Genomic DNA, 26,266 nt, shown 5'->3' with positions numbered 1-26,266 from the left:
CTTAATTTTCATCCACTGTCTTAGGATCAACTTTGATACCGAAACTCATAGTACTTGAAAGATAGATGCTTTTGATATAAGTACCCTTAGCTGTAGTAGGCTTGAGTTTAATAATCGTATTAATAAACTCACGTGCATTATCGCGGATTTGGTCCGCAGAGAATGACACTTTACCTATCGACGTATGAACGATACCGGTTTTATCAACTTTAAAGTCAATCTTACCGGCTTTCACTTCTTTTACAGCAGCACCTACATCATTGGTTACAGTCCCGCTTTTAGGGTTAGGCATCAATCCGCGAGGACCTAAAACACGTCCCAATGCACCGATTTTACCCATAATGGCAGGCATGGTGATGATGACGTCGATGTCAGTCCAACCGCCCTTGATTTTTTCTATGTATTCATCAAGACCTACATAATCAGCACCAGCTTCTTTAGCTTCAGCTTCTTTATCAGGAGAGCACAATGCCAAAACGCGGATCTGCTTTCCAGTTCCGTGCGGAAGCGTTACAACGCCACGCACCATCTGGTTAGCCTTGCGGGGGTCTACACCCAAGCGCACATCAATATCCACAGATGCATCAAAATTGGTCGTGGTGATCTCTTTCACCAAGGCCGATGCTTCCGATATTGTGTATGCTTTCCCGGGTTCAATCTTGCTAAAGGCCAACTTCTGTTTTTTTGTTAGTTTGCTCATTTTGAGTAAGATTAAATTATTTATTCCGGGAAGTCCCCTTTAACCGCGATACCCATGCTTCGAGCAGTACCGGCTACCATTTTCATGGCAGCTTTAATATCGAAGCAATTCAAATCGACAAGCTTGTCTTCTGCGATCGCACGTACTTGCTCCCATGTGATTTCTGCTACCTTCTTACGATTAGGCTCTGCAGAACCGCTCTTCTGTTTGCTGGCTTCAAGGAGTTGAATAGCAACAGGAGGAGTTTTTACGATAAAATCAAAAGACTTATCGGCATAGTACGTAATTACTACAGGCAATACTTTGCCGGCTTTGTCTTGGGTTCTGGCATTAAATTGCTTGCAAAACTCCATGATGTTGATGCCCTTTGCACCAAGTGCAGGCCCAACAGGGGGTGAGGGATTAGCTGCACCACCTTTTATTTGCAATTTGATTTGTCCAGCAACTTCTTTAGCCATTGTTCTAAAATTAAAAATTCAGACACACACTATATCAATGTGAGAGAGAAAAGATCCGTAACATAACCTTATTCTTTCTCAACCTGCACATAAGAAAGCTCCAGTGCCGTTTTTCTTCCGAAAATCTTCACCATCACCTTGAGCTTCTTCTTGTCGGGATTGACCTCTTCCACTATCGCATCGAAACCGGCAAAAGCACCATCTGATACTTTCACGGTTTCACCCACCATAAAGCTGAGTTCATATTCTTCGTCTTCGCTGTCCAGTTGGTCTACTTTTCCTAAGATTCGACTAACCTCGGATGGATGAAGAGGTGCCGGACGACCGTCACCCAAGAACCCAATCACATTAGGTGTACTGCGGAGTCGGTGCTCTACTTCACCAACCAGAACAGCTTCGACCAATACGTATCCGGGTAAATAAGGGCGTTCTTTTATAACCCTTTTACCGGCACGCTGTGTCATCACTTTTTCAGTGGGAATGAGAACCTGAAAGAGATAATTACCTAAATCGGAGTGCTTCATTTCTGCTTCCAGATATTCACGCACTTTGTTCTCCTTACCACTAATGGCACGGAGAACATAGAATTTTCTCTCTGCGTTTGTCATATCTTGATAAGCAAGAAATGGTTAGAACACCAATTTGTATACCAGTTCCATGATCCGCTCGAAAGCAGTATCGACAACAAACACAAAAAGAGCAATGATTAAGGAAGCAATCATCACTACTACAGCACTGTTTGTCAGCTCGGATCTGGTAGGCCAAGAAACCTTATGTACAAGCTCATTATAGGAATCCGTTATCGAAGTCCCTATTTTATTGAATAGTTTCATTGATTGAAAATTTTGCACGGGTTGAGAGACTCGAACTCCCGACACTTGGTTTTGGAGACCAATGCTCTACCAACTGAGCTAAACCCGTTTGAAAAGAGCCCGATACCCACCCATTGAGAGAGGTATCGGGACCCCTTAGTATTGCTGACTAATCGAATTAGTCGATGAGTTCTGTAATCTGACCGGCACCTACCGTACGACCACCTTCACGGATAGCGAAGCGGAGACCTACGTTACATGCAACCGGGTAGATGAGTTCAACCGTAATCGTTACGTTGTCACCGGGCATAACCATTTCTGTTCCTTCGGGAAGAGTGATTTCACCGGTTACGTCAAGCGTACGGATATAGAACTGCGGACGATATTTGTTGTGGAAAGGAGTATGACGACCACCTTCTTCTTTCTTCAAGATATAAACCTCAGCCTTAAATCTCTTGTGAGGAGTAACCTTACCCGGGTGAGAGATAACCATACCACGCTTGATCTGATCCTTATCGATACCACGGAGGAGAAGACCAACGTTGTCACCGGCCTGACCTTCGTCAAGAATCTTACGGAACATTTCAACCCCCGTAACAACCGACTTCATTCCTTCTGCACCGAGACCGATGATCTGAACTTCGTCGCCGGTCTTCACAATACCGGTTTCGATACGTCCTGTAGCAACCGTACCACGACCCGTGATAGAGAATACGTCTTCAACCGGCATCAAGAACGGCTTGTCGATGTCACGCTCAGGCAGGGGAACCCAGTTGTCAACAGCTTCCATAAGCTCCATCACCTTGTCTTCCCACTGAGGCTCTCCATTCAAAGCACCCAGAGCAGAGCCACGGATAACAGGAGTATTGTCGCCATCGAAATCGTAGAAAGAAAGGAGTTCGCGCATGTCCATTTCAACAAGCTCGAGCATCTCTTCATCGTCTACCATGTCGCATTTGTTCATGAAAACAACTAGACGAGGAACGTTTACCTGACGAGCCAAAAGGATGTGCTCGCGAGTCTGAGGCATAGGACCGTCTGTGGCAGCTACAACGATGATAGCACCGTCCATCTGAGCAGCACCGGTAACCATGTTCTTCACATAGTCGGCGTGACCCGGACAGTCTACGTGAGCGTAGTGACGATTAGCTGTTTGGTATTCAACGTGTGAAGTATTAATCGTGATACCACGTTCCTTTTCTTCGGGAGCGTTATCGATTGAATCAAATGAACGAAGCTCTGAAAGACCCTTCTTTGCCAACACGGTTGTGATTGCAGCCGTCAAGGTAGTCTTACCGTGGTCCACGTGTCCGATCGTACCTACGTTAACGTGGGGTTTCGATCTGTTAAAATGCTCTTTTGCCATAACCTTAAGTTCTTTGTTTTATTTAAGTTGTTTGTTTGTGCTTATACAAAACGCTAACCACAATCAGAGCCGATGCCGGGACTTGAACCCGGGACCTCTTCCTTACCAAGGAAGTGCTCTACCGCTGAGCTACATTGGCAATCCGATATTCCCTCATTTTGTCAGAGAGGGTGGGCAGTGATGGATTCGAACCACCGAAGGCGTAAGCCAGCTGAGTTACAGTCAGCCCCATTTGGCCACTCTGGTAACTGCCCCTCGCGCTCCGGTGTCCGACTTATTACTGCTAAAATCACAGCCTTAGCCTCATTGCGGATTAAGGGGAGGCGAATCGGCTGCAAATTTAGTGACATTTTCTAATTCGCCAAACATTCGGCGAATCTTTTTGGCCTTTGTCCTATTTTCTCTGTTCTTTCCTTTTTTCGATTTGTCTCTTCAGCGCATCGACCGTCAGATCAATAGCTTCCTCAAAGGTGTCTGCTGTCTTTTCTGCAAACAAGTCGTCGCCGGGGATATAGAGCCTGATAGATGCTTCTTTGTTTTGTACGGTCTCAGGCTTGACGAGCTTGAGGACTACTTCGGCTCCCGTTATTCCATCAGACAAGCGATTCAGCTTGGATATTTTCTTCTGTGCAAATTCTTTCAGTTGGTCAGTAGCATCGAAATGCAGAGCCTGGATTCTTACATCTGTCATGGTCGTTTCTTCTTTTTTTGCTCTTGGATGAGCGTTATACATTTGTTTAAGTTGCTCGAACGAAATATGCGTGTACTGCACCGTCGTAGAAAGACTGTCGTGCCCTAAGAGTTCTTTGACCGACATCAGATCTGCTCCGTGATTGAGCATTTCGGTGGCGAAGCTGTGTCTCAGAACATGCGGACTCCTCTTGGTCAGGTGCGGTACGTTTGCCAATGCTGTACGAACTATGTTGTAGACCACTTCACCTGTCAGTGGCCTGCCATCCAAAGAAACGAAAAAAAAATCAGATTTCCCTACTTTTTCTTCACGAATATTCCGATAGTTGTCTATCATATCATGCAGACGTTTTCCGAAAGGTACTATTCGCTCTTTGTTCCTTTTGCCGATGACACGTATGCAGCCAGCCTTATCTTCTACCGCGCTGTCTTTGAGAGTGGCTATTTCGGAACGCCGCAGCCCCACTTCATACAGTGTTTCCAGAATCAATCTGTCCCGTACGGCCTCGAAATCATCTTCACGGATGGGCTGATTCAGCACTTTTTCCATTTCATCGTTCGGGACGAAAACGGGTAGTGGCCTCTCTTTCTTCGGCCCCCTCAACATTCGGACAGGGCTTTGCCCTATAAGCCCGATTTTGACCATGTATCTGTAAAAGCTTTTCAGCGCGCTCAGCCTGCGCTGGACGGAAGAGCTTTTTTGTCCGGATTCCATCAAAGAGAAGAGCCAAGCGCGCGCGACATCCTTGTCGCGTTCGCTTGGCTCGAATACTTCTCCCGTGTGTTCACTGAAGAAAGCGGCATAGCGATTCAAATCTTGCGCATAGTCACAAATAGTTCGTTCTGACGCGTGAACTTCGTAGCGCAGATAATAGAGGAATCTTTCGATGGTGTCGGGTGTTTCATTCATTGTCGCGAAAGAGGTCGGTCTCGATCATTGCACCCGTCTTGAGCGCCGCAAAGAAAATGCGGCAATAGCTATCCTTCTTACTCTTCGGCAACCTGAAGCTGCTTCACGTAGATGGCTTTCTGCATCTTCTTGCGCTTGGTTACCGAGGGCTTTTCAAAAGCCTGACGAGCACGCAACTCGCGTACTGCTCCGGTTTTTTCAAACTTTCTTTTGAAGCGTTTCAGTGCTCTTTCGATGTTCTCGCCTTCTTTAACTGGAACTACGATCATAATCTTCTTCTGTTTTTTATTTTGTTTTTGTTATTCTTCGTTCGTGATCATGAAATTCGGTGCGCAAAGTTAGAAATACTTTGTTGATTGCCAAAAACTTTGCTGAAGATCTATTTCGAAAAGCGGATGATTTCGGCCATTGGAGATCGTATAGAAAGCTGTCATCCCAATTCGACGACAGTGATACCGGCTCCTCCGAACTGGACATGTTCGTCAGCAAAATGCCTTACCCCATCGACTGTGGCCAAATACTCCCTGATCACCGTCCTGAGTGCACCTGTTCCTGTTCCATGAAGTATCCGTACGCGTGGCATTCCCAGTTGGATAGCATCATCGATAAAATACATGACAGCTTGGACGGCTTCGTTCACACGCATGCCGCGCAGATCGATGTCTTGCTTGAAATCCAAACGCTTCTCGTGGATCCGGTCTATGATCATTCGGGCAGATGCTCCGGAGGCAGGGGCGGACTTCCGCTCTTTGACGGGCTTGGCCGGTTCCAACCGATCGATCGGTACAGTCGTTTTGATCATTCCGAGAGCGATGGTAGCCTCCCGATCATTCATATCTATAATACTGCCTATAGCCGTCTGTCCTTTGATTCGTACCGTATCGCCCACTTGCATGACAGGGGATTGGGGTACTTCTTGCGGCTTTGGCTCTACAGGTGTTTCGGTCGAACGGGGTGCTGCTTTCTCTTGCTTCCGTTTTTTTCTCCGTTTTATTTTCTCTATCTCCCGATTGATTCGCTCTTCTTTTTCGACCTCTTCTTTGTTGATCGTTTCCCTGAAGTCGCTCAGCTCTTGTCGTGCTCTCCGCGTTTTCTCCCTTTCGGCTTGCGCCTCTTTGATGTCGCGGATCGTTTTCTCTATCTGAGCAGACGATTGGGACAGCATCTCGGATGCTTGTTGGCGAGCTTCGTCCAGTATTTGTTTGCGTTCTTTTTTGATAGACTCCAGACGCGATTCATATTCGGCGGCAGCCTCTTCCAGCCGTTTTTCCTCCTTTCGGATATTGGTACGCTTAGTCTCCCAGTATCGTTTGTCCCGTACGATATCCTGAAGATACTTATCCATGTCGATGTAGCCCGTGCCCACCTTGTCTGTGGCTTCGGCTATGACCTCCTCGGGCAGCCCGATCTTGCGAGCGATCTCGATGGCAAACGAACTTCCCGGCCGACCGATGGAGAGACGGAAGAGTGGGCGCATCTCATGGCGATCGTAAAGCATGGCTCCGTTTACAAGCCCCGGTGTCTCTTCGGCATAGGCTTTCAGATTATGGTAGTGAGTAGTTACCACTCCGAATCCTTCCTGTTCGTTGAAGCGATGTAGTAGTGCTTCGGCGATGGCTCCGCCTATCTGAGGTTCGGTACCGCCACCGAACTCATCTATTAGTAATAGTGTACTCTTATCCGTATGGCGGGCAAAGTGTTTCATATTCCTCAGATGCGAACTGTAGGTGCTGAGGTCATCTTCTATCGACTGTTCATCTCCTATATCGATGAAGAGCTTGCCAAATATTCCTGCCGTAGAATCGGGGGACATCGGTATGGGAAGACCACTTTGGAGCATGTATTGCAACAGCCCCACCGTCTTTAGACAGACAGATTTGCCCCCTGCATTGGGACCGGATATGATCAGGATACGTTTGTCGGGAGCAGTAAGCGATATATCCAGCGGAATCACATCTCTACCATGTGCTCTGAGACTGCGAAGCAGCAGCGGATGTACGGCTTTCACCCACCGGATCTCCGGCCTCTTGGACAAAATGGGACGGATAGCATTCCATTCGACGCTGAGACGAGCTTTCGCTGAGATGAAGTCAAACAGTCCTATCCATTCGTAGCAGTCAATCAGATCATGAATGTGCGGACGAAGTGCATTGCATACCTCTATCAGTATGCGAATGATTTCTCGCCTTTCGGCTGCCTCCAGCTCGCGAATACGATTGTTCGCTTCTACTATCTCTGCAGGTTCGATGAAGACGGTCTTCCCCGTGCCGGATTCGTCATGGACGATACCTCTTACCTTCCGCTTATGTGCCGGAGGTACCGGAATCACCAGCCGTCCATCGCGCACCGATGGCTGTACACCCTGATCCACCCAGCCTTCGGACTGAGCCAAACGAAGGATGCCTTGGAGAGTGCGCGAGATATTCTTCTCTATGGAGGAGAGTTCGCGGCGGATATTCATCAGTTCGGGCGAGGCATTGTCTTTCATTTTCCCGAACCGATCGAACAGGCTGCTGATACGCTTCTCCAGATCCGGAAAGGCAACGGCTTCGGACAAAAGAGCTTGAAGGTGGGGGTACGGTGTATCCTTAGCCTCCGTTTCTTCCCCCACATGGAAGAAACGGATGAGGGCTTCGATTGTCCTCAGTGCAGTAGCCACATCCAGCAACTCTCGCTCTTCCAGATAGGTGCCGGCAGGTCGGATACGGTTTAGTGCTTCTCGTACATCGGCCAGACGGAGATCGGGAAACAAGTCTTCTTCTCTCAGGATAATCTGCATTTCTTCCGTCTCGGCGAGCAAACGGCTGACTTCGTCATGCCTTGCAAGAGCATGCATCTGTACCACCCGATCGCTGCCCATCGGACTATGACAATGGCCGATGAGAAGGCGACGAATCTCATCGAAACCCACTTTCTCCTCGAAGTTGTGGGGGTAGGTTTCCATTCGAATCATAGCAGTCTGTCAGCGAAAAGCCCTGAGCAAATCATTGCCATTGGCATAGAGAACGAGAAGAATCAGAATAGCCATCCCGATCAATTGTGCACGAATAAGGACTTCCTGACCGACTTTCCTGCGGGTAATGATTTCGATAAGAAGAAAGAGGATATGACCTCCATCCAATGCCGGTATGGGCAGGATATTCATGACTGCCAGCATAATGGAGAGAAGTGCCGTCATAGCCCAGAATTGAGGCCAGTTCCAAGAGGCCGGAAAGAGACTGCCCAATGTGCCGAAGCCACCTATCTGTCCTGCCCCTTCTTTGGTGAAGACGTACTTCATGTCGCTTACATAGCTGCGCAAGGTGCCCACGCCTTGTGCTATTCCGGCCGGTATGGCTTCGAACAGCGAATATCGGATATGATCGATGGTATAGATGGCATCTAACGGTCGGAGGCTCACTCCGATAAGTCCACCGGTATCTACCGGCAGCGTTATAGTCAGCTCTTCGCCTGCACGGGCTATAGTCAGGGCTATACTATCGCCTGCATGACTGCGAATGGCTCCGATCACATCGCTTGCATCAGGCATCAACTTGCCATTTACGGCAGTGATGCTGTCGCCCACTTTCAGCTGATAGGCATAAGCTGTCCCTTGGGGCATGACGCTATCGATGACGAATGGCACCTGTATGGACATAAAACCACTGTTGGCTTTGAGCACACGCTTCATCATATCGTGCGGAACGTGTACGATCTCTCGCCGGCCTTGTCTCAGGACTTCCACTTGGCGAGCCTGAATCACCGATCGCATGAACCCCGAAGCCAAAGCATCCACCGGCCGGCCATCCACAGTGAGGATAATATCATTGTCTTGAAAACCGGCCTCCTGTGCCACGGAGGAGAAGGCCATGCCCGAACTGATACGCTCTGAAGGCATCCGCATGCTACCCCATTGCAGGACAATACCGGAATAGATGACAAGAGCCAACAGGAAATTGAACAGCACTCCTCCCAGCATGATCAGAAGCCGCTGCCATGCCGGTCGGCTGCGAAATTCATAAGGTTTCGGCTCTTGTTGCAAGTACTCGGTATCCATGGATTCGTCTATCATCCCGTTGATCTTGCAATAGCCGCCGAGAGGAAGCCAACCGATGCCGAATTCCGTTTCACTCCGTTTGGGCTTGTAACGGAAGATGGCACCTCCCCAATCGAAGAAAAGGTAGAACTTGTCCACCCTGACTCGGAAGAGACGAGCAAAAAAGTAATGTCCCAATTCATGGACGAAAACCAGAATGGCGAATGCGAGGATCAACTGCGCGGCCTTAATGAGGAAAACTATCATGCGAGAGTCTTAATATTATGTAAGAGGGCTGATTGTATGTGCCTCTTTCCTTCAATAACATGCGGCAAAGATATAGGTTTTCGTTCTCTGCTCCCCCCTTGCAATTATATGAGGGCAGGATGATAGTAGAGCAATCTGGAACGAAAAAAATGGATTTCTACAGTTCAGAAAAACGTGGTCTGAGTTCGTTTTCGTTTTGGTTCGCAAATTTTTTCTTTCCCGAACCAAAACTAAAATAATCTCGCGCCGCATTCTCAAATTCATGGAACCGCAATCTTGCCATATTCGGTTCGAAAAAAACGCGAACCATTCTTCTGTTTCTCATTCTTTTGAGCAGGGCAAAAGACACAGATGCCACACGCACTACGTGTAAATGTCAGACGTAAAATGAGTTTTGCTTATCTTTGCAGAGCTTGCTCTGTGAGCCAAAAACGAATCTTTCTCCTACAACATCTTCGTATAACAAGCATAACTGAAAGCTGATGTTATCTACTGAACACTTCCTCCTCTTTGCTTCTATTGTCCTATTTGCAGGTATTATGGCCGGAAAGGTAGGCTATCGTTTCGGTATCCCTACCCTTTTGATCTTTCTCTTCACCGGCATGCTCTTCGGAGTGGATGGATTCGGGTTTCAGTTTTCTAATGCCGATGTGGCACAGTCGGTAGGGATCATCGCTCTCTCCATTATTCTCTTCACCGGTGGTATGGATACGCGGATCAGAAAGGTGCGTCCGGTCATTGCACAGGGGCTTACGCTGTCCACTTTGGGTGTCCTGCTGACAGCTCTTCTATCCGGTTTCTTTATCTTTTGGCTGAGCGGTTCGGAGTTTGGCCCTTACCGGTTCGCTCTTTCTACCTCTTTGCTGCTGGCTGCCACGATGGCCAGTACCGACTCGGCTTCGGTATTCGCTATCCTCCGTTCGCAAAAGATGCAGCTCAAAGAGAATCTGGCTCCCACACTGGAGATGGAGAGCGGTAGTAACGACCCCATGGCATATATGCTGACCATTGCACTCATCGATTTCATCACCACCGGTCAGAGCGGAATAGGGCCTATTGTTCTGACTTTCATCCTACAGTTTGTCGTAGGCGGTGCATTGGGTTTCCTGATGGGGCGCTTGGCCGTCTTTATCCTCAATCGGATGAATATCCACAACGATACGCTCTATCCTATCACCCTGCTGTGCATGGTGTTTTTCACCTTTTCGGTGACCGCTCTTTTGCAAGGGAATGGTTATTTGGCTGTTTATATCGCCGGTATTGTGGTCGGAAACAATCGGGTTATTCACAAGAAGAGCATCAACACCTTTTTCGATGGTATCACCTGGCTGGTACAGATTATCCTGTTCATCCTCTTAGGCTTGCTCGTCAATCCGAGAGAAATGCTGGATGTGGCACCGTTCTCCCTCGTGGTAGGTGCTTTCATGATTCTCATAGCTCGCCCGTTGGCCGTCTATTTCTGCCTGATTCCCTTCCGCAAAATGTCATTCAGGGGTAAGACCTTTCTCAGCTGGGTCGGATTGCGCGGAGCCGTGCCTATCATCTTTGCCACCTATCCCATGATCGATAATATCCCCGGAGCGGATCAGCTTTTCAATGTCGTCTTCTTCATTACCATACTCTCTCTGCTTGTACAGGGAAGTACGATCTCCCAGGTAGCACGTTGGCTCGGACTGGATATTCCCTCGCCACCGATAGGTAGCCTGTTCGGTGTGGAAATACCGGAAGAGACGGGAACCAAGTTGGAGGAGAGAGTGGTGGACGCTTCCATGCTGTCCCATGGCGATCTGCTGATGAACCTTTCTCTTCGTGACGAAGAGCTTGTCATCCTGGTACGAAGAGGCGAGGGTTATCGGGTACCGAAAGGGCGTATGCACTTGCAGGTGGGAGACGTGCTACTGATCGTATCCGAAAAGAATCTTTCCCAGACACCGATCTCAGGCGATCCGGAGAATCATCCCGGTCTTCTGCAACGTCTCAAGCACAGACTCCTGCGCCGTTAGGCTGTGAGTTGCTCCAGCTTCTTTTCCAATCGTGCGGCTTCGTCCCGAAGTCGTGCTGCTTCCAGAAAGTCCAGCTCTTTGGCTGCTGCCAGCATTTGCTTCTTGGTGGAAGCAATGAGTGCTTCCAGTTTGGGTTTGCTCAGATAGTCGGCCAAAGGATCGGCAGCAATCATGCTGCTCTCCTCTATGTACGCACCGGATTCTGTGCTGGATTGCAAGACTGAGACATCGCCTTCTCCCCAGATAGCAGCACTATTCTTCACTATCTGTTGGGGGGAGATGCCGTGCGCTTCGTTGTAGGCCAACTGCTTGGTACGCCGGCGTGCGGTCTCGTCCATGGTGAGCTGCATACTGTCAGTGATCTTGTCCGCGTAGAAGATGACACGCCCATGAATATGTCGGGCAGCACGTCCGGCAGTCTGCGTGAGCGAACGATGCGAGCGGAGGAATCCTTCCTTATCCGCATCCAAAATAGCCACAAGCGAAACTTCCGGCAAGTCCAGTCCTTCGCGGAGTAGATTCACCCCGATGAGTACGTCGTACACACCCTTGCGCAGGTCTTCCATGATTCGCACACGCTCCAGCGTGTCCACATCGCTGTGTATGTAGCTGGTACTGATGCCGTGGCGTAGCAGGTATTCGCTAAGCTCCTCTGCCATACGTTTGGTCAGGGTCGTTACCAGCACACGCTCCTTCTTTTCGATGCAACGCGCTATCTCCTCCATCAGATCATCCACTTGGTTTGCCGTTGGCTTGACGTCGATAATGGGATCCAACAATCCGGTCGGACGGATCAGCTGTTCGACGATCACGCCTTCGCTTCTGTTCAGCTCATAGTCGGCAGGCGTGGCACTGATATAAAGAGTCTGGGGTGTAAGAGCTTCGAACTCATCGAAGCGAAGCGGCCGATTGTCGAGGGCGGCAGGTAGGCGGAATCCGTATTCGACCAGATTCTCCTTGCGCGAACGGTCGCCTCCGTACATGGCACGTATCTGTGGTATCGTTACATGGCTTTCATCTATGACCAAGAGGAAATCCTCCGGAAAATAATCCAACAGGCAGAAAGGACGTTCCCCTGCATCACGACCGTCGAAGTAGCGCGAATAGTTCTCTATACCGGAACAATAACCCAACTCACGGATCATTTCCAAATCATACGTGACCCGTTCATACAAGCGTTTGGCTTCGTATGGTTTACCGATTTCTTTCAGAAAATCCACCTGAGCACCCAGATCCACATCGATTTTCCCCACTGCCCGATCCACCTGCTCCTTGGTCGTCACGAACAGATTGGCGGGATATATCTTCAGTTCCGACAGCAGGCCGTATTCCCGTCCCGTGCGTGGATCGAAGGTACTCAGTCGCTCGACCTCTCCATCCCAAAATTCCACCCTGTATGCCACGCCGTCATATCCTTCTACGGCAGGGAATATATCCACACTGTCGCCTTTGACGCGGAAGTTGCCGCTCTCGAACTCTACTTTATTGTTCGTGTAGTAGCTCTCTACCAGCAGGCGGATGAAATGATCTCTATCTGCCCTTTGTCCCGTGTGCAGGCTGATCACCTTTTCGGAAAAAGCTTCAGGATTGGCCATACCGTAGAGACAGGATACAGAGCTGACCACAAGCACATCCTTCCGCCCTGACAGGAGCGAAGCCGTAGCCCTTAATCGCAACTTCTCGATCTCCGCATTGATGGCCATGTCCTTTTCGATATAGGTATCAGTGACAGGGAGGTAGGCTTCGGGCTGATAGTAGTCATAGTAGCTGACAAAATACTCCACTGCATTCTCCGGGAAGAAAGCTTTGAACTCTCCGTATAGCTGTGCCGCCAAGGTCTTATTATGACTCAGGACAAGGGTCGGACGATTGACCGCTGCCACCACATTGGCCACCGTAAAGGTTTTGCCCGATCCCGTTACGCCGAGCAGCGTCTGTGCCGGCATCCCTTCATTGATGCCCTCCACGAGTTGGCGGATGGCTTCCGGCTGATCGCCCGTGGGCTTGAATCGCGAAGTGAGTTTGTAGTCCATTGCTTGTCTTTTCTGATTGTCGTCGAGCTTATAACTTTCCTCGGACAAAGATAATAGGAGATCATTGTATAGATTTTCAAGACCCTGAATTTCGAGAAAACCGCTTCCGTATCCCGAGCGATTCGGACAAATAAAAACGGCTATGCTCTGTGAAATGAGCATAGCCGTCGGGGATGACGAAAGCTACTGCTAAGTAGCTATTTAATTAGTCGGCGTTGAGCGTGAAACGCTTGAAGCCTACTACAGTCAGCGTCTTGCTACCGGTATGGAGGTATTGTTCGATAGTAAGCTTGCTGTCCTTCACGAACTCCTGCTGCAAGAGCGTGTTTTCCTTGTAGTACTTCTGCAAAGCACCTTGAGCGATACGATCCAGCAGATTCTCCGGTTTGCCGGCTTCGAGAGCCTTTTCGCGAGCGATCTGCAATTCCTGATCGATGATGTGCTGATCAACCTGCTCGGGCAGTACTGCCACGGGGTTCATAGCTGCAATCTGCATAGCTATGTCACGGGCCATCTGGTGTTCGATAGCTTCGTTGAACGCAGCCACGGTAGCCAGCTTGTTACCGGGGTGGATATAAGAAATGCTGGAGGCACCACTGATGTATTCATAAGCGCCCAGTTCCATCTTCTCACCCGTCACACCGATACGATCGGTGATGTGGTCGGCTATGGCACGTCCGTCTGCCAAAGGAAGGGCGAGCAGCTCTTCTTTGTTGGCCGGCTTCTTGTCCATAGCGGTATTGAGGATATTTTGTGTAAGCTCGATGAATTCGGCATTCTTTGCCACGAAATCAGTCTCGCACTTGAGTGCTACGATAGCAGCAAATCCGTCTTTGTCGGCTGAGAGTACGCAGCCTTCTGCCGCTTCTCTGTCCGAACGCTTGGCAGCTACTGCTTGTCCCTTCTTGCGAATGATTTCCATTGCTTTCTCGAAGTCGTTGTTGGACTCTTCGAGCGCATTCTTACAGTCCATCATGCCGGCACCGCTCATCTTACGCAGTTTGGCAATGTCTTGAATTGTTACAGCCATTGGTTTGTTCTATAATGAATGGGTTATTGGTATTCTGTAAAAAAGTTATGAGCCATGAATCATAACCCCTGAGTTTGGAACCTGCATGCTGAGGCCACTCATGGATTATAACCCATAGCTCATAATTCCATGTGTGCTGTTTATTCTGCCTCTTCGGCTTCGGGAGCTTCTGCTACCTCTGCGGCAGCTTCTGCAGTTGCTTCGTCCTGATTCTGACGAGAGCGACGAGCTCCTGAGCGAGCGCGACGTTCGCGACGGGGAGCCGCTTCTTCCGTCTCCTCCTCTTCGGGCTTTTCGGCCTTGCGCTCCATCAGACCTTCGTTGATAGCCTGGCACATCGTGCCCACGATCAGTTCGATAGCCTTCAGGGCATCATCGTTAGAGGGGATCACATAGTCGATAAGCGAAGGATCGCTGTTGGTATCCACCATAGCGAATACGGGGATGCCGAGACGGTTGGCTTCGCGTACGGCGATGTGCTCTTTCATCACGTCCACCACGAACAGGGCAGAAGGCAGACGGTTCATATCGGCGATAGAACCGAGCGTCTTCTCCAATTTGGCACGTTGGCGAGTGATTTGCAGCTTTTCGCGCTTGGAAAGATTATCAAATGTGCCGTCAGCCGTCATTTTGTCAATCTGGGTCATCTTCTTAACCGCCTTACGGATGGTGGGGAAGTTGGTGAGCATACCGCCCGGCCAGCGTTCTACCACGTAGGGCATTCCCACTGATTTGGCCAATTCGGCGATAGGTTCTTTGGCCTGCTTCTTCGTGGCAACGAAGAGGATCTTCTTGCCATTTTTGGCCATACCCTTAATAACTTCGGCTGCTTCGTCTACTTTAGCAACTGTTTTGTGCAGGTCGATAATATGAATATCGTTGCGCTCCATAAAGATATACGGAGCCATAGCCGGATTCCACTTTCTCTTGAGGTGTCCGAAGTGAGCACCGGCTTCCAATAATTGATCAAAAGAAATTCTTGACATTTTCGTTTACGTTCTTTGTAATGATTACTGTTTGCAATCCAAACCGGTAGAGCAGACTCGAAAAGAAATGAATTACTCCCGAATGCAATCCGATGGATTTAGATACTAAACGCGAGAAATATCCTCTAAGGACATTAACGCTTACTGAATTGGAATCTCTTGCGAGCTTTGGGACGTCCCGGTTTCTTACGTTCTACCACGCGAGGATCGCGAGTGATGAAGCCTTCTGAACGCAAAGCGGGTTTGTCGTCCGGATTGATCTTGACCAGTGCACGGGCGATAGCCAAGCGAGCAGCCTCACTCTGACCTTTGAAACCACCTCCACGCAGATTGATCTTGATATCGTATTTCGCAGCAACATCGAGCTTGAGAAGCGGCTGCTTAACGATATACTGCAAGATTGAAGACGGGAAATACTGTTCGATTTCGCGCTTGTTGATCACGATCTTGCCGGAGCCTTCGCTCAGATAAACACGAGCTACAGCAGCCTTACGCCGGCCTATTGCATTGATATAGTCCATAGCTGTCGATTATTTGAGTGAATTAATGTCCAATTGCCGGGGTTGCTGAGCCTCATGCTTGTGCTCTGTGCCGGCATATACATACAGATTGCCAATGATCTTGGCACCCAAGCGATTCTTGGGGAGCATACCCTTTACCACCTTGCGGAAGAGGTATTCGGGGCCTTTGTTCATCAAGTCACGAGGTGTGAACTGACGTTGTCCGCCGGGATAGCCCGTATGGCGGAGATAAATACGACCGTCCCACTTATTACCGGAGAGAACGATCTTGTCTGCGTTGATAACGATCACGTTATCGCCACAATCAACATGCGGGGTGAAGTTGGGCTTGTATTTGCCGCGCAGGAGCTTTGCCACCTTGGCACACATACGGCCAAGTGTCTGTCCTTCAGCATCTACAATGACCCATTCCTTCGTAACAGTTGCTTTGTTCGCAGAAATGGTCTTGAAGCTTAAAGTATCCACTGCTTGTTTTTTTGTTGTTAGTAATTTGGTGAACGATCATCTTTTCTGTCGATTCGGCCGGTGCATCAGGAGCTTTACGCACGGACACTGGGCTGCTCCTCTCGGACAAAAACGCACTGAAAATCAAACCGTTCGGCACTATTTGATAATAATCAGCGTGGCAAAGGTACATTATTTTCAGCAAATTTCGGACATCGTGTCGCTCTGCACATTCCACAAATAAATGCAAACAGATTATGTAGTGAAGGATATCGGCATCATTTTAAGCTCTACGAACGACTTTTCATATCCTCGAATTGGCAAGCTATTTGCCTCTTCCAACGCATCGAAATGCTTCTCGTATGCATCTTCGTTGCCGTGGAAGGCGTGATGCCCGAGCTTCGTGTGCCGCTAATTGCCGATATAGGCGTGGGAGCTAATTGGCTCGAAGCACATTAGCCGTTCAGTGGCTCGATCGCTCGACTGACAATCGAGTTTCGACCGCTATCGGTATCAAAAACGAAGGGTGCATAGAGATCATCCATACACCCTTTTAACATTTCGAAATTTCCATGAAGGACTTAGAGGTTTAATCCTATGCCAATATTGTTGTCGATAAGTTTAATGAAGGTTCGATCCTTTTGCTGGTAGTCATTGATCCTTTTTCCGAACATGCAAGACGTAAGATCGGTTCCTGCCATAAAGTAAACGGCCTTATTAATGTGGTATTGCAGATGCATCCCGAGACCAAACTCCAGTCCCGACCTCGTCTTGCGCTGCTTATCCCAAGTCTGCGAAGTAGAATTGTAAATTTGCTCATGACGACTCATCCATGCCATTCCGACTTCTGTAGAGAAGATGAAATTAAAATTTTTGATAGGGCGTATAGGAATGGCTATTCTATTATATGCTCCGACAACGTAAAATGCATAATTCAAGGTATTTTCTTTGCCGGACACATTAACATAATAACCCGGAGAGGGAGATAAGAAACGAAATGCTACGCCGGTTGCATTCTCTTTCTTACTTGGTGTCAAGCCCAGATAAATTGCACCTGACAAAAGCCTATCGTTAGCAGATGTATACCCATACATCAGGTTGGTAGTTGAACCTGCAATATATCCCTGTCCCAGCCTAACAGAAAAATCAAATCGTGATTTCTCTGTATTATTTTCTTGTGCAAAGGTATAGGTACCGGAAAAAGAAAGAGCACAAAGAAGTACTAATAGCGACTTAAACAAATGTTTCATTATAGTTTGCTTATATTTAGTTAGAAATGCTGGTGTTCCAAAGAATGCTACTATTGGCAGCAACAGATATTCCATCAAGTATTAATGGTTTTGACAAAGGTAGATACTTTTTCTTTTTTGCCAATTTTTTGCAGAATTTTTGCATCTGCACACAATGTTGTCCTAAACGTTTTTTCGAAACACATCCTAATTCTCTGATACTAAACTCTTTGCAAGGAGATTCTGCGTGTCGGAGATTCTACTCTTAAAATATTGTTTATCAATTGATTAACAAAACGCTTAGGATACTATTGCTCTGCACATTCCGTTTTTCAAGTACAAGCAACAACAGTCGTTGGTAGGAGAAAAAAGATTTGGCTAATTTTGTCCTCCGAAAAGCATTGCTCCGAACCGTGAATTTCCCCTGTATTGGAAACGAGCAATAAATTGAAAAAGAGACTATTATACAATATGCTACACATCGACAAACTACCGTCTATGCCCCATCACCTGACATCAAGCCCGAATAGGCTCCTACTCGGATGCCTCAGTACAGCGACAGCCCTCGATCCGATCCGAGATCGCAGAGCGGAATCGTGCAGCTACATCGAATCACATGCAAAAAGATAGCATCTTGGCATAGGCCCCACCACATACATATCCGGACTGCACCCGTCGGAGTTCTCCGTAGAACTCGGCGGGTGCTTCTTTTATATCAGCTTCGGAAAAAGCATTTTTCGAGCCTGCGATTTATATACAAATCAATTACGATCTATATATTTATTGAAAACGATTTATATATAAAACGGAAACGATTTATATACAAATTGAAACCGATTTATATACAGGTTGTTGTCCGACTTGTTTTAATTCGTATTTCAGTCCGTGAAAGTTCATTTCCTCGTGGCTTTTGCCTCGTTTTTCTTTTCTCCGCAGATGCTTATTCGGAATCATTCCAAACTCATCTTTGTTGTTGAAAACTTTTTTGGCGCATGTTTTTTGAACAGCTTATCACATTCAGAATCTCTCTTTTGCCCCTTCATTGAAAAGCCGGCAAAGTATCGTGAGCTGAATTTGAGGCACAAAAAAAGCCTTGCAGTAAAGACTTCTGCAAGGCTTTTTGTTTTGATTTTCTCAATCGAGGACAAATCCCTCCGGCAGGAAATCCGAGACGTCTCGTCCAAAGGAGATCAACTCGCGTACGGCACTTGAGCTGATGAAAGAGAGACGCGTGTCGGTACAAAGCAGAACGGTATCCACTCCTGAAAGGTGACGATTCAGGTCGGCCAAAGTGCGCTCGTACTCAAAATCAGATCCAGAACGAATACCTCGTACCAAAGCTGTGGCTCCGGTTTGGCGCACGAGATCGACCGTAAGCCCACTATAAGTAATCACCCCGATAGCAGGACGGGAAGCATAGTAGCGAGCTATCTGCTCTTGTCGCCGCTCTGCGGAGAAAAGCGTACGCTTTTGTTCATTGATACCGATAGCAATGATCACCTCATCGAATATGGCCAGCGAGCGTTCGACGATGTCGGCATGCCCGCGCGTGAAAGGATCGAACGAACCGGCAAAGAGGGCGATATTCTTTTTCATATTTGATTCTTGAAAAATTGGGAGGATCGCTTAAAGCACATCCTCATCCACAACTAAGTTGTCAATGATAAACTCCTGACGCTCGCTCGTATTCTTTCCCATATAGAAAGAGAGCAGCTCCTTGATCTTATCCTCGCGCTTGAGGCTGACCGGCTCGAGACGGATATTCTCCTCGTCGATCAAATCCTTGAATTGCTCCGGAGAGATTTCTCCCAATCCTTTGAAGCGCGTGACATCGGCTTTCTTGCCCAGCTGTTTGAGTGCGGCTTGCTTCTCGGCCTCACTATAGCAGTATATATCCGTTACCTGCTTAGGCATATCGGATTCCAGCTTCTTGCGTCCGCGTTTGGGAGCGGCTCCGAAGGTTTGTTTTTTGGATTCGGGCGGAAGGAAAACGCGGAAGAGTGGTGTTTCGAGGACATAGACATGCCCCTTACGCACAAGGTCCGGGAAGAACTGAAGGAAGAAAGTGATGATCAGCAAGCGAATATGCATCCCATCGTCATCGGCATCAGTGGCAATGATCACACGATTGTAGCGCAGGCCGTCCAGTCCATCCTCGATATTCAGAGCGGCTTGCAGGAGGTTAAACTCTTCGTTCTCATAGACCACCTTTTTGGTCAGACCGAAACAGTTGAGCGGCTTACCGCGCAGGCTGAACACGGCCTGATAGTTGGCATCCCGACACGTAGTAATAGAGCCACTGGCCGAATTACCCTCGGTGATGAAAATGCTGGTACGCTCCGGTTCCTTCGCCTTGGGATCGTTGAGGTGGACGGTGCAGTCACGCAGTTTTTTGTTGTGCAGATTGGATTTCTTAGCTCGTTCGCGTGCCAATTTGGTGATGCCGCTCATCGCTTTGCGCTCGCGTTCGCTCTGCTGGATCTTGCGCAGCATCTCCTCCGCCGTTTCGGTATGGATATGCAGATAGTCGTCCAGTTCTTTCTTCAGGAAGTCGCCCACGAATTTTTGTATGGTAGGCCCATCCGGCCCCATGTCACGGCTACCGAGTTTGGTCTTGGTCTGACTCTCGAAGACAGGCTCTTCCACTTTGATACTGATAGCTGCGGCCATGCCGCTACGAATGTCGCTGTATTCGAAATTCTTGGAGTAGAACTCTTTGATCGTACGGGCTACGGCCTCACGGAAAGCACTCAGATGCGTCCCCCCTTGTGTCGTATTCTGACCGTTCACAAAGCTGTAGAACTCATCGCCGTACTGCTGCGTATGGGTGACGACGATCTCAATATCCGTATCGCTCAGGTGAATGATCGGATACAGTGCATCGCCCGTCATATTCTCAGCCAAAAGGTCTTCCAAACCTTTGCGACTGAGGAATTTCTTCCCGTTGTAGAAGAATGACAATCCCGTATTCAGGAAAGTATAGTTCTTGATCATCGAAACGACGAACTCCTCCTGATACCGATAGTTGCGGAAGAGACTATCGTCAGGGGTAAATCGCACCTCCGTACCGGAAGGCTCATCAGAGGCGACAGGATCGGTCTCCTCCAAAAGTTCGGCACGGCTGTATCGTACGCGTTTGGTTTGTCCATCGCGCCATACCGTAACGACGAATTCGGTGGAGAGAGCATTGACAGCTTTGATACCGACACCGTTCAGTCCGACGGACTTCTTGAAAGCTTTGGAATCGATTTTGCCCCCCGTATTCATCTTACAAGTGGCATCGACCAGCTTGCCGAGGGGGATACCGCGCCCGTAGTCACGAACGGTAACGGTGCCATTCTCGATCGTAATATCGATGCTCTTGCCGGCACCCATGACAAACTCGTCCACAGAGTTGTCCAGCACCTCTTTCAGCAGCACATAGATACCGTCATCGGCATGAGTGCCATCACCCAGCTTACCGATATACATTCCCGGACGACGGCGAATATGTTCGTCCCATTCCAGCGTCTTGATGTCGCTCTCGATATACTCTGTCTGCAACTGTTTTTCTTGCTCCATAGCGTTCTAAATGAGGCCTAAAAGTACAATAAAAAATGGGGAGGCGTTAAAAAAATTGCACGCCCTCCCCTACTTTTGTAGATCGAATCAGAAATCGGAGCATTTGCTCTGCCTCGCACTTTTCTTTTCTCATTTTCGGCTTCAATAGATAGTACACATCTTCGAAGTAGAGTAATTGATGCTTACAGAAGTGCTCTCTCCCGTCATTTCTAAGTTTGATTTTACTTTTGTCCTGTGGCTGTGCGACCAAGGCGATGTCAGGGAGTCGATCTTTGCTCAGGTCTCCGGTGGCATGGCTGACTTTCCAACCTTGTGGGACAATTTCTTCAAGGTTACCTCCCTCTTTCGCCAGGCTTTGTTGTGATGTTTTTGGGGCTGTAGCCCGGTATTCACTCAAAAGGAAAGACAGAGTGGTAATGGTCGATAACGAGAGGAACTCTGTACTTGCTTATCTTTTTCATCCGGAATATTATGCTTCATAGTTTTAGCTGCAAATGCGAATAAAAATCCAACAATGAATTGCAGTTTTCCGCTGATTTTTCGAAACAGATACCAATTCCGAACTAAATAAATATATTTGCCCGAAAGCATTTCTATGCATACCAGGGCAATCGCATTTGAACTGTTAACACACTTATAAACCTAACGATTGCTACGTTCGGTTATCAAAACAAGTACGAATTAATGTGATAGAATCCCAAATTATACAAGAAAGAGGCCAAGTATGCAGTATAAACTTTCAAATGCGATAGCCCTGCTATGCATACAGGAGAGAGGATGTTATAGTCCGGCTTTTGTCAGCTTTGCACTTTATCACCGGAATCAACAAGGTCTATTCCCTCACGGACAAGCTCTTTGCCATGTGGATCAATACGCTCTACGGCACCAAAGACTTTTGGCGAATGACCTCCCGGCCATAATCAGGCCATTATTCATAACCTCCAAATAACAAAGTATGATGAGCACATTTTTACTGAAGAGAGTGATGATCGCTGCATGGGGGCTCGCCTGCCTTACGATGACAGCACAGTCGCAAACACCCCTTACCGGCAAAAACATCGCAACAGGCTCGGAATGGAAAGGTGCGGACAAGAACTTCGTCGAGACACCTCCTCCGGCAGGCCCTGTTCGCAGTATAGCAGAGTTCGAACGTTCTGCCGGAGCTCTTATCGCTTTTCCGCTGCGCATTCCGATGGAGTTGGTCATAGAGCTATCCAAGGACGACACCGTCTATACCATGGTAGGGAATGAGAGCGAAAAGGCTAAGGCTATATCCGAATATACGGCTGCCGGTGTGAATATGGTTCATTGCAAGTTCATCACTGCGCCGGTCGATGTAGAAGCTTGCTGGACCAGAGACTACAGCGGTTGGTTTATCATGTACGACAACAACAAGGTCGGGTTGGTCGATTTCCTCTTCGATCGGTCTCCGGCCGTAGAAGATGATTTCCCTCAATACGAAGCCAAATATTTGGACATGGAGCTTTTCGGCATGAAACTGGTGGAAAGCGGTGGCAACTATATGTGCGACGGATACGGAAGGGCCATGCAGTCCAAAATGGCTTATACGCAGAACCAAATTGACTTAGGTCTGACTCCGGAGCAGGTACAGGAGAGAAAGAAGCAATATCTGGGCATCACGGACTTACAGACTTACATTGACGCCAATTTGATCGCCTATTCCAATAGCCACATCGACTGCTGGGCAAAGCTCCTCTCCCCGAACAAAATAATGGTCTTGCAAGTTCCTGAAACCGACCCCAGATATAGGAAGCTGAAAGCTTTCGTTCAGGAAATAGAGAAATTGACTACCCCTTGGGGCACCAAATACGAAGTTTACAGGGTAAAGACAAACAGCAAAGATCCCTTTACAAACTCGTTGATACTGAATAAAAAGGTTTACGTCCCTATCCTTAACAATGGAGCAATCTCTCAGGCTGCGCTCGAAGCATATGCCAAGGCTATGCCCGGCTATGAGATCAAGGGTATCATCGGGGATTCCTGGAGTTTTGCGGATGCACTTCACTGCCGCACCCACCAAATAGCCGACAAGGGGTATCTCTATATCAAGCATTATCCCCTGTTGGGCGATCAGAAAGGTCCCGACTTCAAAATCGAGGCGAATGTGGTGTCCTGTGCCAATGCGGCCATCACAGGTGTCAAGTGCTTCTACAGGGTCAATGGTGCCGGTGCCTTTGTCGCTGCCGACATGACCGCTTCCGGAACGGCCGGCCATTATACCTACGCCTTTACCAACCTGAAAGAAAACGACAAGGTGGAATATTACCTCTATGCCGACGATGCCGGCGGACGAAAGGAATGTTTCCCATTCATCGGCGAACCGGATCCTCTTCGATTTACAGCTGTGCAAATACAGAGCATCAGCACTGTCGAAGAGCAAGATGCCGGTTTGAGAACATGGTTCAACGGCAATAAATCGGAGCTTGTCGTATCGGTTCGGGTGGATAAGTCGGGCCAATATCGCTCCAATCTCTACAACCTTAGCGGACAGTCGGTGAAAACCGTCACAAAGACTCTCGTCAGTGGCACCACTGTCTATAGCATGGACATACACGACCTGCCACAGGGCACCTATATTCTCCGGATCGAAGGAAACGACAAAACGCTTACGACAAAAGTCCTCAAATAAGATCTGCCCGAACAACGGGAGAGGATCTTATATCTCCCACACATATACTCTGCCGGCACGGGCTATCCCTCCGTGTCGGCAGAGTACATTATAATATATATGGGGGTTGCTCTCCGTTCGCATTATGTAGTAAATTTGCGACATGAAAGAAACTAATGCGGGAAGCGTATACAGTCCGGAGTTAATAGAATTTGCCACAGTGGGCGTTGAATTCTGTGCTCTCGTCGAACAGGCAGCAGCTCACCGGACTACGGATTTCATCGACAAAGCTTCCAAAGTACTGCCTCTTCTCTATCTCAAGACAGCCCTTTTGCCTCCATACGAATACAGCGAAGAGATGGACTTCGTGGAGGAATACATCACGGAAGAATCCTACGAACAGGTACGCTCTGCCGTAGAGTCACAGCTGGGGTCGTACGACTCTTTCCTCGATGCGCGACACAGCGATATGCAATACAGCGATACTCCCGTAGGAGCAAGTATTGGGGAATGTTTGGCCGACGTATATCAGCAGGTGGGCAATCTGCTCGGAGTCGTACGCCAATCGAACGACAGTGCCATTCCTCAAGCCATCGGTCGCTGCCTTACCTACTTCGGCGAATACTGGGGCAATCGGCTCTTGGCTGCTGCCGGTGCTCTGCACGAACTGCGCTACAGCGAGGCCTATCGGACGTGGGAAGAAGAGGAGAGGGAAGAAGCTGAGGACTTATAGTATATAGGACAATAAAATCATGGTAGCCAATATAGATAAAGAAGCTGTTGCCGGCATGGAAGCAGAGGTATTCCCCGGGAGCATCCACCTGATCGACAAATCTGAAGCCATACCTGAAGCCATAAAGCTACTATCGGCCAGCCGCACGATCGGCTTCGATACAGAGACCCGCCCTTCTTTCGTACGTGGTGCCCGTCCGTCGGTAGCTCTGATGCAGATGTCCACAGAAACGGACTGCTTCCTCTTCCGACTCAATATGATAGATATACCGGAGGAACTGCAACAGCTACTGGAGAATCCTGACATACTCAAAGTAGGACTGAGCCTGAGCGATGACATGACGGTGATCAGACGGCGCAAACCGATCGAACCGGCAGGATTCGTCGAGCTACAACGGCTCTGCCCTGCATACGGCATCCGCGATGCCAGCCTTCAGAAAATATACGCCATCCTTTTCGGCAGACGCATCAGCAAATCCCAACGGCTCACCAACTGGGAGGCACGTACGCTGACTGCGGCTCAGCAGTCCTATGCTGCACTTGACGCCTGGGCTTGCCTGCGTATATTCAATCAGCTTATGACACTTCCCACCCCTACCCCTGTACAATTCGCCCTCTTATGACAGCCTTACCCTCCATTACGCTACTCCCGAACAAAGAGGAATCCGTCAGACGATTCCATCCGTGGATCTTCTCCGGTGCCATAGCATCGATCAGCGGCAATCCTGCCGAAGGAGATCCGGTTCGTATCTTTTCCTCCAAACATGAACCTCTCGGAATCGGCCACTATGAGAAAGGAAGCATAGCCGTGCGAATGCTTTCCTTCGATATTGATATGGTACTCGATGTTTCCTTCTGGGAAGAACGGCTATCTGCCACTTTCCGATTGCGTTCGGCTCTGGGACTGATCCGCTACGATGATACGAGATCCAAAAATACGGCCTATCGCTTGGTGCATGGAGAAGGAGACGGACTTCCCGGTCTTATTATCGATGTATATGGACATACAGCCGTGATGCAGGCGCACAGCGTAGGTATGCACCACGCGAGAACGGATATTGCGAAGGCTCTTATAACGACGACTACAGGCTTGGTAGATGCCGTCTACTACAAGTCGGACAGCACTCTACCGTTCAAGGCCGGACTGGAATCGGCCGATGGCTTCCTGATCGGTTCAGCACAAGCCGAAGCAGAGTATGAAAACGGACTTCTCTTCCTGCCCGACTGGATCAAAGGACAGAAGACGGGGTTCTTCATCGACCAACGAGAGAACAGAGCCTTGCTGGAGGAATATGCCTCCGGACGTAAGGTGCTCAATATGTTCTGCTATAGCGGTGGTTTCTCCCTGTATGCAATGAGAGGAGGAGCCTGTAGCGTACACTCGGTGGACAGCTCAGCCAGAGCCGTACATCTGCTGGAAAAGAATATGGCACTGAATTTCGCGGGAGACAGTCGTCATCACTCCTATGCCGCCGATGCTTTTCGTTTCCTTGATGAGATGGAAGTCGGAGCTTATGACCTGATCGTGCTGGATCCGCCCGCTTTTGCCAAGCATCGCAAAGTGCTTCGCAATGCTCTGATAGGTTACCGCAAGCTGAATGCGGCAGCCTTTCGCAAGATCGCGCCGGGAGGTGTGCTCTTCACCTTCAGCTGTTCACAGGCAGTCAGTCGGGAGGAATTCCGTTTGGCAGTATTTACAGCAGCGGCATCAGCCGGCAGAAAGGTGCGCATACTGCATCAACTTACCCAACCTGCCGATCACCCTATCAACATCTATCATCCGGAAGGCGAATACCTGAAAGGGCTTGTTCTCTACGTAGAATAACTACATCGAGGAATAAAAGTCCCGGCCCTATGCCTCATGCTGTCCTTGGTGGGAA

Annotated in this window: 26 protein-coding genes and 3 tRNA genes; 8 read left to right on the top strand and 21 right to left on the bottom strand. The window is 48.7% G+C overall.

The window, feature by feature from the left end:
• Position 1: 1 nt before the first annotated feature.
• The 13 genes from rplA to F452_RS13135 all read right to left on the bottom strand — a co-directional run bounded on the left by rplA (position 2) and on the right by F452_RS13135 (position 9,470).
• Entirely contained in the window at positions 2 to 700 is a 699-nt protein-coding gene (rplA, locus tag F452_RS0100575; RefSeq protein ID WP_018964323.1) for a 50S ribosomal protein L1, read from the bottom strand.
• Positions 701 to 720: 20 nt separating this feature from the next.
• Entirely contained in the window at positions 721 to 1,158 is a 438-nt protein-coding gene (rplK, locus tag F452_RS0100570; RefSeq protein WP_018964322.1) for a 50S ribosomal protein L11, read from the bottom strand.
• Between the two features lie 68 nt (positions 1,159 to 1,226).
• Complete coding sequence (gene nusG, locus F452_RS0100565; protein WP_018964321.1) at positions 1,227 to 1,766, bottom strand: transcription termination/antitermination protein NusG; 540 nt, start codon at positions 1,764 to 1,766, stop codon at positions 1,227 to 1,229.
• A gap of 21 nt (positions 1,767 to 1,787) precedes the next feature.
• Positions 1,788 to 1,991 (bottom strand): preprotein translocase subunit SecE, encoded by a 204-nt coding sequence (gene secE / locus F452_RS0100560; protein ID WP_004584915.1) that lies wholly within the window; start codon positions 1,989 to 1,991, stop codon positions 1,788 to 1,790.
• Between the two features lie 15 nt (positions 1,992 to 2,006).
• A tRNA-Trp gene (locus F452_RS0100555) sits at positions 2,007 to 2,079 on the bottom strand.
• 69 nt (positions 2,080 to 2,148) lie between these two features.
• Positions 2,149 to 3,336 (bottom strand): elongation factor Tu, encoded by a 1,188-nt coding sequence (gene tuf / locus F452_RS0100550; protein ID WP_018964320.1) that lies wholly within the window; start codon positions 3,334 to 3,336, stop codon positions 2,149 to 2,151.
• 67 nt (positions 3,337 to 3,403) lie between these two features.
• Positions 3,404 to 3,475: transfer RNA gene (locus tag F452_RS0100545), tRNA-Thr, on the bottom strand.
• 32 nt (positions 3,476 to 3,507) lie between these two features.
• Positions 3,508 to 3,590: transfer RNA gene (locus F452_RS0100540), tRNA-Tyr, on the bottom strand.
• 140 nt (positions 3,591 to 3,730) lie between these two features.
• Positions 3,731 to 4,936 (bottom strand): ribosome hibernation-promoting factor, HPF/YfiA family, encoded by a 1,206-nt coding sequence (hpf, locus tag F452_RS0100535; RefSeq protein ID WP_018964319.1) that lies wholly within the window; start codon positions 4,934 to 4,936, stop codon positions 3,731 to 3,733.
• Between the two features lie 77 nt (positions 4,937 to 5,013).
• A complete protein-coding gene (gene rpsU, locus F452_RS0100530; protein WP_018964318.1) occupies positions 5,014 to 5,205 on the bottom strand; it encodes a 30S ribosomal protein S21 in 192 nt (63 codons plus the stop codon).
• Positions 5,206 to 5,366: 161 nt separating this feature from the next.
• Positions 5,367 to 7,880, bottom strand: coding sequence for an endonuclease MutS2 (locus F452_RS0100525; RefSeq protein WP_018964317.1), 2,514 nt, complete (start codon positions 7,878 to 7,880; stop codon positions 5,367 to 5,369).
• Positions 7,881 to 7,898: 18 nt separating this feature from the next.
• A complete protein-coding gene (gene rseP / locus F452_RS0100520; RefSeq protein ID WP_018964316.1) occupies positions 7,899 to 9,218 on the bottom strand; it encodes an RIP metalloprotease RseP in 1,320 nt (439 codons plus the stop codon).
• A gap of 51 nt (positions 9,219 to 9,269) precedes the next feature.
• Positions 9,270 to 9,470, bottom strand: a complete 201-nt coding sequence (locus F452_RS13135; protein ID WP_394358147.1) for a DUF1661 domain-containing protein — start codon at positions 9,468 to 9,470, stop codon at positions 9,270 to 9,272.
• Here F452_RS13135 and F452_RS13130 point away from each other — a divergent pair.
• Together F452_RS13130 and F452_RS0100510 are read left to right on the top strand one after the other, a co-directional pair.
• Positions 9,415 to 9,591, top strand: a complete 177-nt coding sequence (locus F452_RS13130) for a DUF1661 domain-containing protein (RefSeq protein WP_167319364.1) — start codon at positions 9,415 to 9,417, stop codon at positions 9,589 to 9,591. The genes F452_RS13135 and F452_RS13130 overlap by 56 nt on opposite strands.
• Before the next feature lie 109 nt (positions 9,592 to 9,700).
• Positions 9,701 to 11,221 (top strand): potassium/proton antiporter, encoded by a 1,521-nt coding sequence (locus F452_RS0100510; protein ID WP_026292065.1) that lies wholly within the window; start codon positions 9,701 to 9,703, stop codon positions 11,219 to 11,221.
• Here F452_RS0100510 and uvrB read toward each other — a convergent pair.
• From uvrB to F452_RS0100460, 8 genes are all read right to left on the bottom strand, one after another.
• A complete protein-coding gene (gene uvrB / locus F452_RS0100505; RefSeq protein WP_026292064.1) occupies positions 11,218 to 13,254 on the bottom strand; it encodes an excinuclease ABC subunit UvrB in 2,037 nt (678 codons plus the stop codon). The genes F452_RS0100510 and uvrB overlap by 4 nt on opposite strands.
• 205 nt (positions 13,255 to 13,459) lie before the next feature.
• The gene (tsf, locus tag F452_RS0100500; protein ID WP_018964312.1) at positions 13,460 to 14,284 is read right to left on the bottom strand and encodes a translation elongation factor Ts; all 825 of its coding nucleotides are present in this window, start codon (positions 14,282 to 14,284) and stop codon (positions 13,460 to 13,462) included.
• Between the two features lie 140 nt (positions 14,285 to 14,424).
• On the bottom strand, positions 14,425 to 15,270 hold the full coding sequence (rpsB, locus tag F452_RS0100495) for a 30S ribosomal protein S2 (protein ID WP_026292063.1): 846 nt from the start codon (positions 15,268 to 15,270) through the stop codon (positions 14,425 to 14,427).
• Positions 15,271 to 15,404: 134 nt separating this feature from the next.
• A complete protein-coding gene (gene rpsI, locus F452_RS0100490) occupies positions 15,405 to 15,791 on the bottom strand; it encodes a 30S ribosomal protein S9 (protein ID WP_004584903.1) in 387 nt (128 codons plus the stop codon).
• Between the two features lie 9 nt (positions 15,792 to 15,800).
• Positions 15,801 to 16,256 carry a 50S ribosomal protein L13 gene (rplM, locus tag F452_RS0100485; RefSeq protein WP_005873830.1) on the bottom strand — a complete coding sequence of 152 codons (456 nt, stop codon included), beginning with the start codon at positions 16,254 to 16,256 and terminating at the stop codon, positions 15,801 to 15,803.
• Between the two features lie 560 nt (positions 16,257 to 16,816).
• Positions 16,817 to 17,560, bottom strand: coding sequence for a hypothetical protein (locus F452_RS0100475; RefSeq protein ID WP_018964310.1), 744 nt, complete (start codon positions 17,558 to 17,560; stop codon positions 16,817 to 16,819).
• Between the two features lie 1,038 nt (positions 17,561 to 18,598).
• The gene (coaD, locus tag F452_RS0100465) at positions 18,599 to 19,060 is read right to left on the bottom strand and encodes a pantetheine-phosphate adenylyltransferase (protein WP_005873821.1); all 462 of its coding nucleotides are present in this window, start codon (positions 19,058 to 19,060) and stop codon (positions 18,599 to 18,601) included.
• A 30-nt stretch (positions 19,061 to 19,090) separates the two neighbouring features.
• Complete coding sequence (locus F452_RS0100460) at positions 19,091 to 21,025, bottom strand: DNA topoisomerase IV subunit B (protein WP_018964308.1); 1,935 nt, start codon at positions 21,023 to 21,025, stop codon at positions 19,091 to 19,093.
• Between the two features lie 178 nt (positions 21,026 to 21,203).
• Here F452_RS0100460 and F452_RS11775 point away from each other — a divergent pair, with 178 nt between their 5' ends.
• The 6 genes from F452_RS11775 to F452_RS0100430 all read left to right on the top strand — a co-directional run bounded on the left by F452_RS11775 (position 21,204) and on the right by F452_RS0100430 (position 26,211).
• On the top strand, positions 21,204 to 21,389 hold the full coding sequence (locus F452_RS11775) for a hypothetical protein (protein WP_152567076.1): 186 nt from the start codon (positions 21,204 to 21,206) through the stop codon (positions 21,387 to 21,389).
• Between the two features lie 430 nt (positions 21,390 to 21,819).
• Positions 21,820 to 21,945, top strand: coding sequence for a hypothetical protein (locus F452_RS13015; RefSeq protein ID WP_262497927.1), 126 nt, complete (start codon positions 21,820 to 21,822; stop codon positions 21,943 to 21,945).
• A gap of 35 nt (positions 21,946 to 21,980) precedes the next feature.
• Entirely contained in the window at positions 21,981 to 23,675 is a 1,695-nt protein-coding gene (locus F452_RS0100445) for an agmatine deiminase family protein (RefSeq protein ID WP_018964305.1), read from the top strand.
• Between the two features lie 142 nt (positions 23,676 to 23,817).
• On the top strand, positions 23,818 to 24,387 hold the full coding sequence (locus tag F452_RS0100440) for a DUF5063 domain-containing protein (RefSeq protein WP_018964304.1): 570 nt from the start codon (positions 23,818 to 23,820) through the stop codon (positions 24,385 to 24,387).
• Between the two features lie 19 nt (positions 24,388 to 24,406).
• Positions 24,407 to 25,009: a 3'-5' exonuclease gene (locus F452_RS0100435; RefSeq protein WP_018964303.1), complete on the top strand. Its 603-nt coding sequence runs from the start codon at positions 24,407 to 24,409 to the stop codon at positions 25,007 to 25,009.
• Positions 25,006 to 26,211, top strand: coding sequence for a class I SAM-dependent rRNA methyltransferase (locus F452_RS0100430; protein ID WP_018964302.1), 1,206 nt, complete (start codon positions 25,006 to 25,008; stop codon positions 26,209 to 26,211). Before F452_RS0100435 ends, F452_RS0100430 begins: the two co-directional genes overlap by 4 nt.
• The last annotated feature ends 55 nt before the right edge of the window (positions 26,212 to 26,266 follow it).

The sequence above is a fragment of the Porphyromonas gulae DSM 15663 genome (assembly GCF_000378065.1).
Taxonomy (GTDB): Bacteria; Bacteroidota; Bacteroidia; order Bacteroidales; family Porphyromonadaceae; genus Porphyromonas; species Porphyromonas gulae.
The sequence above is the reverse complement of the archived record's forward strand: the minus strand, read 5'-3'. Positions and strand labels throughout refer to the sequence as shown.